The 13080-nt window shown below is 62.5% G+C and carries 7 protein-coding genes and 2 pseudogenes; 6 read left to right on the forward strand and 3 right to left on the reverse strand.

Going from position 1 to position 13080, the window contains the following annotated elements; genetic code table 11:
- The first annotated feature begins 8 nt into the window (after positions 1–8).
- Both panB and panC read left to right on the forward strand, forming a co-directional pair.
- Positions 9–847: pseudogene (panB, locus tag ACQB61_RS12960) on the forward strand (3-methyl-2-oxobutanoate hydroxymethyltransferase).
- The gene (gene panC, locus ACQB61_RS12965) at positions 844–1731 is read left to right on the forward strand and encodes a pantoate--beta-alanine ligase (protein WP_430512945.1); all 888 of its coding nucleotides are present in this window, start codon (positions 844–846) and stop codon (positions 1729–1731) included. The pseudogene panB and the gene panC overlap by 4 nt, the downstream one beginning before the upstream one ends.
- Here panC and ACQB61_RS12970 read toward each other — a convergent pair.
- Positions 1710–3094 (reverse strand): annotated as a pseudogene (locus ACQB61_RS12970) (multicopper oxidase family protein). The gene panC and the pseudogene ACQB61_RS12970 overlap by 22 nt on opposite strands.
- A 226-nt stretch (positions 3095–3320) precedes the next feature.
- Between ACQB61_RS12970 and ACQB61_RS12975 the strand changes: the two are divergent.
- Positions 3321–4709: a dipeptidase gene (locus tag ACQB61_RS12975; protein WP_430512946.1), complete on the forward strand. Its 1389-nt coding sequence runs from the start codon at positions 3321–3323 to the stop codon at positions 4707–4709.
- Positions 4710–4769: 60 nt separating this feature from the next.
- Here ACQB61_RS12975 and ACQB61_RS12980 read toward each other — a convergent pair whose 3' ends face one another.
- Together ACQB61_RS12980 and ACQB61_RS12985 are read right to left on the reverse strand one after the other, a co-directional pair.
- On the reverse strand, positions 4770–5501 hold the full coding sequence (locus ACQB61_RS12980; RefSeq protein ID WP_430512947.1) for a YoaK family protein: 732 nt from the start codon (positions 5499–5501) through the stop codon (positions 4770–4772).
- A 608-nt stretch (positions 5502–6109) separates the two neighbouring features.
- On the reverse strand, positions 6110–8272 hold the full coding sequence (locus ACQB61_RS12985) for a malate synthase G (protein ID WP_430512948.1): 2163 nt from the start codon (positions 8270–8272) through the stop codon (positions 6110–6112).
- A 353-nt stretch (positions 8273–8625) separates the two neighbouring features.
- On the opposite strand from ACQB61_RS12985, the gene ACQB61_RS12990 reads away from it, so the two are divergent.
- From ACQB61_RS12990 to ACQB61_RS13000, 3 genes are all read left to right on the forward strand, one after another.
- Positions 8626–9567: a DMT family transporter gene (locus ACQB61_RS12990; protein WP_430512949.1), complete on the forward strand. Its 942-nt coding sequence runs from the start codon at positions 8626–8628 to the stop codon at positions 9565–9567.
- Positions 9568–9647: 80 nt separating this feature from the next.
- Entirely contained in the window at positions 9648–12158 is a 2511-nt protein-coding gene (locus ACQB61_RS12995; protein ID WP_430512950.1) for a cation:proton antiporter, read from the forward strand.
- Positions 12159–12287: 129 nt separating this feature from the next.
- Complete coding sequence (locus ACQB61_RS13000; RefSeq protein WP_430512951.1) at positions 12288–13046, forward strand: SDR family oxidoreductase; 759 nt, start codon at positions 12288–12290, stop codon at positions 13044–13046.
- Positions 13047–13080: the final 34 nt, after the last annotated feature.

Raw genomic sequence — 13080 nt, forward strand, 5'->3', positions numbered from 1 at the left:
GGAACTGCATGAGCGCTTCGGCTTCCGTCAGCGGCCTGACGCCGCCCGAGATCAAGGCACGCAAAGGCGGCACTCCGCTGGCATGCCTCACCGCCTACACCACCCCCATCGCCCGCATCGCCGACACTGCCTGTGACGTGATCCTGGTGGGAGACAGTGTCGGCATGGTGCTGCATGGCCTGCCCTCCACGCTGGGCGTCACAATGGACATGATGATCCTGCATGGCCAGGCTGTCCGGCGCGGTGTCGAAAAAGCTCTTCTTGTCATCGATATGCCCTTCGGCTCCTACGAGGAGAGCCCGGAACAGGCCTTCCGCAACGCGGCCCGGCTGATGAGCGAAACGGGCGCCGGTGCGGTCAAGCTTGAGGGCGGCGAGACGATGGCAGAGACCATCGCCTTTCTCACCCGGCGCGGCATTCCCGTCATGGCCCACATCGGCCTCACTCCGCAGGCCGTGAATACCTTTGGCGGCTACAAGGTGCAGGGCCGGGGTGAGGACGGCGCCCGCATTCTGACGGATGCCCACGCGGTGGCACGCGCTGGCGCCTTTTCCGTGGTTCTGGAAAAAGTGCCGGACAGCCTTGCGCGCCAGATCACGCAGGAGCTTGCCATTCCCACCATCGGCATTGGCGCCTCGGTGGACTGTGACGGCCAGATTCTCGTCATCGACGACATGCTCGGCATGTTCACCGCCTTCCGCCCCCGCTTCGTCAAGCGCTATGCCGAGCTGGGCCACGCGTCGGAAGCTGCCGTTGCCGCCTATGCGGGGAGGTGCGCACCCGCAGCTTTCCCGGCCCCGAACATGTCTTTGCCGATGCGCCGCGCTCCAAGGGAGAAAAAGCATGAGCCTTGAGACGATCAACCGCCTTGCCGCCCTGCGCGCCCGCACCGCAAGCTGGCGGCGCGAGGGGCTGACCATTGGCGTGGTTCCGACCATGGGCGCGCTGCATGAGGGGCATCTCAGCCTTGTGCGCACCGCTTTTTCGCGCACGGACCGGGTCATCGTCACCCTCTTCGTCAATCCGAAGCAGTTCAACAACGCCGCAGATCTGGCCGCCTATCCACGCACGGTGGAAAGCGATGCGGCCAAACTCACGCCGCTCGGCACCCACGTGCTCTATGCGCCGGAAGTGGAAGAGATCTATCCCGACGGCTTTGCCACCAATGTCTCCGTCAGCGGTGTCAGCGAAGGTCTGTGCGGGGCACACCGGCCGGGGCACTTCGATGGTGTCGCCACGGTCGTCAGCAAGCTGCTTCTCCAGACTGGCGCTGACCTTGCCTTCTTCGGGGAGAAGGATTTCCAGCAGCTGCAAGTGGTCAAGCGCATGGTCCGCGATCTCGACATACCGGTCGAGATCGTCCCCTGCCCGACGGTGCGCGAGGCGGATGGCCTGGCCATGTCCTCCCGCAATGTCCGCCTGTCAGCGCAGGCCCGCAGCACGGCGGCAGCCCTGCCCGCAGTCCTCTTCGCTGCCGCAGAACGCCTGTCCGGCGGTGAGGCGGCAGAGCCCGTATTGGCAGACGCTCGCACGGCAATTGCCGCCGCCGGGTTTGGCGACCTTGAGTACCTGGAATTGCGCGCCGAAAGTGACCTGACGCCTCTGTCCCGCGCCGACCGCCCCGCCCGCCTCCTCGCCGCTGCCTGGCTCGACGGCGTGCGTCTCATCGACAATGTGGAAGTGATGCCGAGGGGTAAGCAGCCCTCTCGTCACGCCTCCACGGCGATATAGCCCGTTAGACCGGTCTTCTGGTGTTCGATGACGTGGCAGTGGAAGGCCCAGTTGCCGGGGTTGTCCGCAACGAGACCGACCTCGATCGTCTCCTGCGCCATCAGAAGCGCTGTATCGGTCACCAGCGGCGGCAACTCGCGCTTGTTGGAGCGCAGCAGCTGGAACGAGAGGCCATGCAGGTGGATGGGGTGGTCGTTCTGCGTTTCATTGCGCAGGCGCAGCACATAGGACTTGCCCTTGCGCAGCACCGCCAGCGGATCGACAGGGCTTGGCGTGTCCCCTGCCAGGCCACACGGTTGATCGACCAGAAGTTCAGCCCCAGCGTGCCGCAGATGCTGGGCTGCGGGGCGGTACCGTCTGGCGTCCAGCCGAAGACGAAGTCGATAGTCTCCGCAGAAGCCAGATCCGGCAATGGAACGGGATTGGCTGGCAGCGGCTTCAGCTCCTCAAGGCTGCGCTTCAGGCTCTGCCCCTGCGCCTTCAGCCGGGCCATCACCCGCGGCCCCTTCTGGGTGGCCAGCGTGACAAGCACCTCCTGCCCTTCCCCGTCCGGCATGCGCAGCGCCACATCGGCGCGCTGACCGGGCGCAAGCAGAATGCTGTCAGCGGAAAGCGGTGACGCCAGCGGATTGGAATCGAGCGCAATCACCTGCGCCTCTCCGCCCGAAACGGTAAAGGTCCCCACGCGCGTCACATCCGTAACGACGAGCCGCAGCCGCACAAGCCCGCCCGCCGGGGCCTCATAGGCGGGCTCTTCCTGCCAGTTTGCGGTCGAGACCGTGCCCAGCGTGCCGCCTCTGGCCGCGTTGCGCAGCTTGTAGAACTCAATGAACTGCCCGTCGCTGCCAAGCCGGAAGTCGCGCAGGTTCAGCGGAAGGTCGAGATCAAAGCCGGGGTCTTCAGACTCCTCCACAATCAGCACGCCCGTAAGGCCGCGCCCCATCTGCTCCAGCGTGTTGCAGTGGGGGTGATACCAGAATGTGCCGGCATCCGGCGCTGTCAACTCATAGCGGAAGCTCTTGCCCGGCTCGATCGGGTCTTGCGTCAGATAGGGCACGCCGTCCATGGCATTGGCGATGCGCAGGCCGTGCCAATGCACCACCGACGCCTCCTGAAGCTGGTTCTGCACATCGACAATGAAGGGCTGGCCCTGCTTGAGCCGCAGCACGGGCGGTACGCCCGTCTCTCCGAACCCCATCATGGCGCGGGTGACGATGCCGGGGCGCAATTCATGCTCGCAGGAGCGGATCGGCAGAACGAAATCCGCCGCCTTTGCACGGCCAGCGGCAAGGCCGCCCACCCCGAAGGCCGCAAGGCTTGCGGCTGTTCCGGTCAGGAGTTCGCGGCGGGAGATGGAGAACATGAGTTTTTCCTTCAACTTGTTCCGGCGATCCTATCACCGGTACGGCCAGATGCAATTTGACCTTAAGGAACGGATTGACGCAGGGCGCAGCCATCTGTGCCCTTTGCCCGCAGCACACTTGCCCCGCCGGTCCGATGCCGCCATTGTGGCGCAACCGGAGCAAGGCAACAGCCCTCGCCCCCCGCCTTTTGCCCTCTGATGGCAAATACATCCCAGGAGCTTCTTCATGAGCCAGATCGACAAGGTTCTCGCCCGCATCGACGCGGATCTCGACAACGCACTTGCGCGCCTCTTTGATCTTATCAAGATCCCGAGCGTCTCGACCGATCCGTCCTACAAGGCGGATTGCCGCAAGGCTGCGGAATGGCTGGCAGCAGAGCTGAATACCATTGGAATTCCCGCCAGCGTGCGCGATACGGCCGGCCATCCGATGGTCGTTGGCCACCGCAAGTCCGGCAAGCCTGGCCCGCATGTGCTGTTCTACGGCCATTATGACGTGCAGCCGGTCGATCCGCTGAACCTTTGGGAAACGGACCCGTTCGAGCCGCGTATTGTCACCCGTGCCGATGGCTCGAAGATGATCGTCGCGCGCGGTGCTGCCGACGACAAGGGCCAGCTGATGACCTTCGTGGAAGCAGCCCGTGCCTATATCGCCGAAACCGGTGATCTGCCGGTGGATGTCTCCATCCTGTTTGAAGGCGAGGAAGAATCCGGCTCGCCCTCACTGCATCCCTTCCTCGAAGCCAATAAGGACGAGCTCTCCTGCGACCTCGCGCTTGTCTGCGACACGGGCATGTGGGACCGGGACACCCCGGCCATCTCGCTGATGCTGCGGGGCATGGTGGGAGACGAGATCATCGTCAAGGCCGCTGCCCGCGATCTGCACTCGGGAAGCTACGGCGGCTCGGCCCAGAACCCGAACCACATCGTCGCCAGCATCATTGCGGGCCTCCATGACGAGAACGGCCGCATCACCCTGCCCGGCTTCTATGACGGCGTGCATGACCTCCCGGAGAGCCTCGCGGCCATGTGGTCGAAGCTCGACTTCTCGGCAGAGGAGTTCCTCGGCGAGATCGGCCTCAAGTATCCGCGCGGCGAAAAGGGCCGCCTGCCGCTGGAGCATATCTGGACCCGTCCCACCGCCGAAGTGAACGGCATGTGGGGTGGCTATCAGGGCCCTGGCTCCAAGACGGTGATCCCCGCAGAGGCGCACGCCAAGTTCACCTTCCGCCTCGTTGGCGATCAGGACCCGGAAAAGGTGCGCGAAGCCTTCCGTGCCTATGTGCGGTCAAAGGTTCCGGCGGACTGCACGGTGGACTTCATCGCCAAGGACGGCAGCCCGGCTATTTCGCTCAACCCGGACATGCCGGCCATTGCCAAGGGGCAAGCCGCGCTGAAGGCAGAATGGGGCAAGGAAGCTGCCCTCATCGGCATGGGCGGCTCGATTCCCATCGTTGGCGATTTCAAGCGCATGCTGGGCATGGACAGCATGCTCATCGGCTTTGGTCTTGATGACGACCAGATCCACTCACCCAACGAGAAATACGAGCTGAAGAGCTTCCACAAGGGCATCCGCTCCTGGGCCCGCGTGCTGGAAGAACTGGCCAAGGCCTGATCAGAGCCGTTTTGCCTGGCCGCTCCGGACATCCCTCCGGCGCGGTCAGGCCCCGGCGCCCTAGGCACCGTTCTGACGGCTGCGCTTGCGCACATGAAAGATGGCCCGCGTGGCGATAAGGCTGAGCGCGCCGGAGCAAATGAACAAGAGTCCCGCCCCGATCTCACGGTAGACGAGAACACCTGCCACACCTCCGGCGAGGAAGGACAGGATCGTCGCGCCATGCAGCCGCAGCTTGGCCATGTTGTGGGCTGCGTCCGTCTGCGTATCGCGCCCCCGCGCAATGTCGATCGCGACGCCAATCTCGATGCCAATATCCGTCGCCATGCCCGACACATGGGTCGTACGCACCCGCGCATCTGAGATGCGGGTCACCGTGGCATTCTGCAGCCCCATGAGAAAAGCAAGGCCCAGCACCAGAACAGTGCTGCGCCATTCCGCCAAAAGCCAGAGATCCGCCGCCGCCAGTACGGCCAGCAGAACGGCCTCGCTGAAGATACTGTAGGCATAGATGCCGATGTTGCCCCTGCGGCGTCCGGCACTGATCATCAGCGCGGACACGGCGGCACCGGCGGTAAACACCCCGACGATGGTGAGGAAAAACAAGGCCGGCAGCCAGTTGCCCTCAGCTGCCTTGTCGGAAAAGAGCGACACATTTCCCGTCATGTTCGCCGAGAAGAAGCCGACAGCATAAAAGGCGGCGGCATTCAAAGCGCCGGAGATGCCTGCAAGGGAGCAGGCCAGCGCCAGATCAATCCGCTCGTTGCGGGCGAGCCCCTCCGCAATCAGCATGATGAGCGCAACTCTCCTGTCCGCCTTCTACCTGTTCCTGGCAAGGCTACAGCGGATGCGGCAAAACGCAAAGAACTTGCGAAAGTAATGAAAATAAAATTGGCAGCTTTGCGGACTTAACCGCAAAGCTGCCTTTTTTCAACAGGTTGGCCGAACCGGTCCAGGCTGCCATTGTATTCCCGGCGTCAAGGTAAGCCTCGGCCAGGAAGGACATGCTGGCATACACAATCCAGACCCTCCGGCTGTAGGCTAGCAACCGGTGACCAGCGCCGGGAGCATTTATGCTCTTCTCGCACTGGTGGCAGAGTGTCGATGGGGCGCGTTATGCGTTCTGTACTGATTAGAAAGTATGCTTGTCTTTTCGCGCTTTCAAGCCGAATGAGAAGCATCCGCGAGACTTGTCTATATGAGTCCCACCAAAGTCTTACGATGTTCAGTGAAATTACTGAAAGGCGCCCCAAAACGGCACAACCGTTATGCACCCTCACGGTTTGAGCGGTCAAATATCGAGAATCAAGCGGATTTTCACCACTCAACAGTTCTCGCCGGAATGAAAAAGGCGCCGGCAACCGGTGCCAGCGCCTCGTTCTTTTCACCTGCAGACAGCGTCAGCCGCGCTGGCGCGCCTTGGCCTCCCGGCGGCGGGCATGCAGGACTGGTTCGGTGTAGCCATTGGGTTGTTCAACGCCCTTGAACACCAGATCGCAGGCCGCCTGGAAAGCTACGGAAGCGTCGAAATCTGCGGCCATCGGCTGATAGGCCGGGTCGCCGGCGTTCTGCCGGTCCACCACGGCAGCCATACGCTTCATGGTCTCCATCACCTGTTCGCGTGAGCAGACACCATGACGCAGCCAGTTGGCGATGTGCTGCGAGGAGATACGCAGCGTGGCACGGTCCTCCATCAGCCCGACGTTGTGAATGTCCGGCACCTTGGAACAGCCGATACCCTGATCCACCCAGCGCACCACATAGCCAAGGATGCCCTGTGCGTTGTTGTCGAGTTCTGCCTGGATGTCTTCGCCGCTCCAGTTCGGCCGGGTGGCCACAGGAATGGAGAGAATGTCTTCCAGCCTTGCCTTCGGGCGGCTCTTCAGCTCCTGCTGGCGGGCGGCAACGCTAACCTTGTGGTAATGCAGCGCATGCAGCGCCGCTGCCGTGGGCGACGGCACCCAGGCCGTGTTGGCACCGGCCATCGGGTGACCGATCTTCTGCTCAATCATCGCCTTCATCAGGTCCGGCATGGCCCACATGCCTTTGCCGATCTGCGCATGGCCCGGAAGGCCGCAGGCAAGACCCACATCAACGTTGTTGGCTTCATAGGCCGAGATCCATGCGGCAGCCTTCATGTCACCCTTGCGGATCATCGGCCCGGCCTCCATGGAGGTGTGCATCTCGTCGCCGGTGCGGTCAAGGAAGCCGGTGTTGATGAAGAATACCCGGTCCTTCGCAGCGCGGATGCACTCCTTCAGGTTCACGGTGGTGCGGCGCTCTTCATCCATGATGCCCATCTTCAGCGTGTTGCGGGCCATGCCCAGCACGTCCTCAATGCGCGCGAACAGCGTATCGGCAAAGGCCACCTCTTCCGGCCCGTGCATCTTCGGCTTGACGATGTAGACCGAGCCCGCGCGGCTGTTGGCGCGCCGGCCCTTCTGCCCAATGTCATGCAGCGCAATGGCTGCCGTCACCATGCCGTCCAGAATGCCTTCCGGCACCTCGTTGCCATCCGAATCCAGTACCGCATCAATGGTCATCAGGTGCCCGACATTGCGCACTAGCATCAGCGAACGGCCATGCAGCGTAAAGCTCTCGCCCTGCGGCGAGAGGTAGGTCCGGTCGCCATTGAGGCGGCGGGTCATCTGGCGCCCGCCCTTCTCGAACGTGTCTTCCAGATCACCCTTCATCAGGCCCAGCCAATTGGCATAGACCGTCACCTTGTCTTCTGCATCAACCGCAGCGACGGAATCCTCGCAGTCCATGATGGTGGACAGCGCCGCCTCAACCACCACATCCGCAATGCCTGCCTTGTCGGTGGCGCCGATCCGGTGGGTGCGGTCCCGCACGATTTCCAGATGCAGGCCGTTGCGGCGCAGCAGCACCTTCTCCGGATCCTCAGCCCCGCCCGTGTAACCGGCGAACTGATCCGGCGCGGCAAGCCCGGTCTTGCCGGACATGAGCGACAAGACCAGCGCCCCGTCTTCAACGGCAAGGCCGGTCACCTGCGACCAGGAGCCCACGGCGAGAGGCGCCGCTTCATCCAGCACCTTGCGGGCATAGGCGATCACCTCAGCCCCGCGTGCTGCGTCATAGCCCCCGCCTGCGGGCGGCGTGCCCATGGCATCTGTGCCGTAGAGCGCATCGTAGAGCGAACCCCAGCGGGCGTTGGCCGCATTCAGCGCATAGCGCGCATTCATGACCGGCACCACGAGCTGCGGCCCGGCAACCTCACCGATTTCCGGATCGACGTTCTGCGTGCCAACCGCAAAATCCGCGCCTTCCGGCACCAGATAGCCAAGCTCCGTCAGAAATGCCTTGTAGGCTCCCATGTCTGGCATGCCTGGATTGGCCTGGTGCCAAGCGTCAATGGCGGCCTGCAGAGCGTCACGCTTTTCAAGAAGAGCCCGGTTCACCGGTGCCAGATCGGCCAAGATCTTCGCAAAGCCGCTCCAGAACGCCTGCGGGCTCACCCCCGTTCCCGGCAGGGCCTGCTCATTGACGAAGTCATGCAGCACACGTGCAATCTTCAGGCCTTCGATTTCAATCCGTTCCGTCATATCCAGCTCCCCGCCAAAACTCTTTGGCAAAACCCTGTGCAAACACCTGTCGCGGGGTATTCCTCCGCATCATGCCAGCACTCTCTCCGCGCACCGCTCTTGCGTCAATCCAATGAAATCCCACAGAACCTTTTCCCTGAGGGAATAAATCACTTTGCCCGGCGCCCGTTGGGAAGGCTGGAAGCCCTTGAGGCAAACACAAGGCCGAAAGGAATTTTCAGGCAGGTGCCGCTTGCCAGCGGCGGATCAGCCGTGCAACTTCTTTGGGCACACCGCACAACGTCCAATTTTCCAGCCAGACGCGCCAGCAGGCGCCGGAACCTCCCTTCGGAGGCGACCGTCATGGAGCAATCATGATCCAGCCGCTTTCACGCTTCCTGCGGAGCGCCTACGACCGTCCTGTTCTCATGCTTATGCTGGCGACGCTGGCCTGGGGCGGTAATTCGGTGGCGGGCAAGATGGCGATTGGCGAAGTATCGCCCATGGTCATCGTGTTCCTGCGGTGGGCGATCGTGGGAAGCATCGTGGTCCTGACCATGCGCAAGGGCATTGCGCAACACTGGCCGCAGATGCGCCCCTATTTCCCGCATCTGACGCTCATGTCCCTTTTCGGCTTTGTCGGCTTCAACATGCTTTTCTACATTGCCGCCCATTCCACTTCTGCCGTCAACCTCGGCATCATTCAGGGGGCCATGCCTGCGCTTGTGCTCATCGGAGCGATGATTGCTTTCGGCACACGGGTGGTGGCGCTGCAGGTGGCTGGCATCTTTGTCACCATGACGGGCGTCGCACTGGTGGCCGCCAAGGGCGATCTGAGCAATCTGGCGGCTCTGGAGATCAACGTGGGCGACGGCATCATGCTGATCGCCTGCGTCTTTTACGCGGGCTACACCCTCGCCCTGCGCAACCGCCCCCTGGTGCCAGGCGCCATATTCTTCGGCGTCATGGCGCTCATTTCTGCCGCAGCGTCCATTCCGCCAGTAATCTATGAGGTGATGTCCGGCAATGCCCTGTGGCCGACGCCAAAGGGCTGGCTGATCGTGCTGTTCATTGCCATTTTTCCATCCTTCCTGTCGCAGATCTTCTTCATGCGCGGCGTAGAGCTGATCGGCCCGGCGCGGGCCGGCATCTTCATCAATCTGGTGCCCATCTTCGGGGCCATTCTCGCCGTCATGATCCTGAGCGAGCCTTTCCACCTCTACCATGCCCTTGCGCTGGGTCTGGTGTTCACCGGCATCTGGCTGTCCGAGCGGCGAAGGGCACAGGAGGCCTCCTCTGCGTCAGGAGAGGGATAAGCACATAAAAAACTGCGTTTAATGCAGTCAGGCAGAGAATTTTAACCACATTTTGCCACATCGCCAGCCAAGATAGGCACATGCACACTCCTGTCGTCGTCGCGGCCTTCGCCAGCCTCCTTGTTGTCATTGCTCTGCTGCAGCCCTTGGCGCGGCGGCTTGATCTTGCGCCCAGCGTCCTCATTGCGGCGGTAGGTGCCATGATCGGCGTTTTGGCGGCCTATCTGCTCTACACACCGCGGACCGACACCTTCAATGCGCTGGCCTACGTCTTCGTCGATCCGCCGATCGACTCCGAGACAGTGCTCTACATCTTCCTGCCGCTGCTGCTCTTCCAGACGACGTTGACGCTGGACGTGCGGCGGATCCTGGAAGACTGGGTTCCGATCCTCCTGCTGGCGGTTATCGCCGTGCTGGTGGCGACCGCGATTATCGGCTTTGCATTGTTCCCGCTGGCGGGCGTTTCCCTGGTGGCCTGCCTGCTGCTGGGCGCCATCGTTGCCACCACCGATCCAGTGGCCGTTGTCTCCATCTTCCGAGACATTGGCGCTCCGGGGCGCCTCGGACGCCTTGTTGAAGGCGAAAGCCTGTTGAATGACGCCGCAGCCATCGTGCTCTTCGTCATCCTGCTGGGCATGCTGACCGGTTCGCAAACCCCTGAACCGATGGCTGCCATCGCCACCTTCTTCCGCTCCTTCGTCGGCGGCATCCTTCTGGGCCTCGTTGTCGGGCGCGGGGCGGTGGCCTTCCTGCCGATGATGCGGGAGAACAAGCTGGCGCAGGTCACCTTTTCCGTCGCCTTGCCCTATCTCGTCTACGTGGTCAGCGAGCAGCTCGCAGATGTTTCGGCAGTGGTCGCCGTGGTCGCCAGCGGCATCGTCTTCAACCTTTACGGCCCGGCCCGCATCACACCGGATGCCTGGTCCTATCTGCATGATGTTTGGGAGCAGATTGCATTCTGGGCGAGCTCTCTCATCTTCGTGCTCGCCTCGATCCTGATCCCCGAGCTACTGACAGGCTTCCGGATGCTGGACGCCCTGCTGCTGGTCGTCCTCATCGTTGCCGCCCTTGCCGCACGTGCGGTCGTGATATTCGGGATCATGCCTCTGCTGGAGGTGATGAAGCTCAGCGAACCGGTCAATACACGCTACAAGACCGTCATCCTCTGGGGTGGCATGCGCGGCGCGGTGACGCTGATCCTGGCGCTGTCAATCACGGAGCACCGGACCCTGCCGGATGATGTGCAACGCTTCGTGGCAGTGCTGGCGACCAGCTTCGTGCTCTTCACCTTGCTGATCTATGGCACCACACTGAAGCCGCTCATCAAGCTTCTGAAGCTCAATACCCTGTCACCGCTGGATCAGGCTCTTCGGCACCAGTTCCAGGCTCTTGCCCTGTCGGACGTGCGGGATGAGGTGGATGAGGCCGCGCACACCTATTCCATTTCAGATGCCATCGCCCGCAAGGTCAGCGATGATTATGCGGCGAGATCGGCAGAGGCGGCAGAAATCAACGCCTTTGCAGAAGACATCATGGACCGCGAGCGCGTGCTTCTGGGCCTCATCGCCCTTGCCGACCGGGAAAGGGTGCTCGTTCTCAAACACTTCCGCGAAGGCACGGTCTCCAATCGTACCATCACAACCCATCTGGCCATTGTCGGCCGCATCGCCGATCAGGCTCGCCTCAAGGGGCGAACCGGCTACAATCGCTCTGCCCGGAGGATCGTTTCCTTCGGCAAGCTGTTCCGCCTTGCCCAATGGACACAGCGCTGGCTGAAAATCGACCTGCCACTGCGCATCCTTGTGGCCGACCGTTTCGAACGGCTGTTGCTGACCCGCATCGTCCTGAATGAGCTGATCGAGTTCAACAGCAACCGCATCAAGCCGCTGCTGGGCGACCGCGTTGCCTCGATCCTGCATGAAACACTCGACATCCGCCGCGAGGACATCGTCCAGGGGCTGGATGCCATGCGCCTGCAATATCCCGATTACGCCGACGCACTGGAGCTGGACTTCCTGCGCCGCACCGGCCAGCGTTTCGAGGAGGCAGCCTATTCCGACGCCTATACCCAGACGCTGATTGGTACCGAGCTTTACAACGACCTGAAGCACGAACTGGCCCAGCGCCGCACCACGGGCGGCAGCCGTCCGCGTCTGGACCTTGGCTTGAAGACTCGTGATCTCGTTGCCCAGAATCCCTTCTTCTCCGGGCTGAAGGATGCTGAGCGCGAGGAGATCGTCCGGCTTATGCGTCCGCGCTTTGCAACGCCCGGCGAGTACATCATCCGCAAGGGTGAGAAGGGCGATGCGGCCTATTTCATCTCATCGGGAGCGGCAGAGGTGCGCACCGCCTTTGGCACGCACGCGGTCGGACGCGGCGACGTGGTGGGCGAAATCGCTCTTCTGACTGGCCAGCCGCGCAGTGCCGATGTGGTGGCGCTTGGCTACTGCAATCTTCTTGTGCTCTCGGCAGCAGACTTCCGCGCGTTGATGAAACGTTCGGCGGATCTGCGCGCCCACGTGGAGCATCTGGCTCAGGTACGCCTCGGCATGAACCAGGCAGATGCGGCAGCGCTTGCCACGCCGGAATAGCTTTCCCTCGTTGCTGAACACTTTTGGCCCGTTCCGGTCTTGCCGGAGGGCTGGCCTGCGGGCTAGCTTGCTGCCGAAGTTGTCAGACAACATGGCCGCACAGGCTTGCGGCCCTAAGGGAGATGTTTCATGGATTTCACCGGCAAGACCGTTCTCGTCACCGGCGCAAGCTCCGGCATTGGCCGTGCCACCGCCATTGCGTTCCTGAAGGCTGGCGCGAATGTGGTTCTCACCGGCCGCCGCGAGGATGCACTTGCGGACACGCTCGCCCGCTCGGGAGCTGCCGCTGAAAAGGCTCTGATCCTCGCCGGAGACGTGAGCACCGAAAGCTTCACCGATGGCCTCTTCGCCCGCATCGGAGAGCGGTTCGGCCGTCTGGATGTGGTGTTCAACAACGCCGGTATCAGCCTGCCCTCGACCCTGATTGATGACATGAAGCCGGAAGATTTCCGCAAGGTGCTGGACGTGAACGTTTACGGCGCCTTCCTCATCGCCCGTGGCGCCTTCGGCATGATGCGGCGCCAGTCACCGCAGGGTGGGCGCATCATCAACAACGGCTCCATCTCTGCCGCTGTGCCGCGTCCGGGTTCTGTCGCCTACACCGCGTCCAAGCACGCCATCACCGGCCTCACCCGCACCCTTTCGCTCGACGGGCGCCCCTTCTCCATCGCCTGCGGCCAGATCGACATCGGCAATGCCGCCTCGGACATGACGGAAGTAATGCAGAAAGGCGTGCCGCAGGCCAACGGCACCATCGCCCCGGAACCGGTGATGGATGTGGCTCATGTCGCCAATTCCGTGCTGCACATGGCCAGCCTGCCGCTGGAAGCCAATGTCCAGTTCATGACCGTGATGGCCACAAATATGCCGTTCATTGGCCGCGGTTGATTTTCTTTCAACATCTGAAGCAAATGCCGCCGGA

Source organism: Pannonibacter phragmitetus, assembly GCF_050510895.1.
In the GTDB taxonomy this organism is placed as follows: domain Bacteria; phylum Pseudomonadota; class Alphaproteobacteria; order Rhizobiales; family Stappiaceae; genus Pannonibacter; species Pannonibacter phragmitetus_B.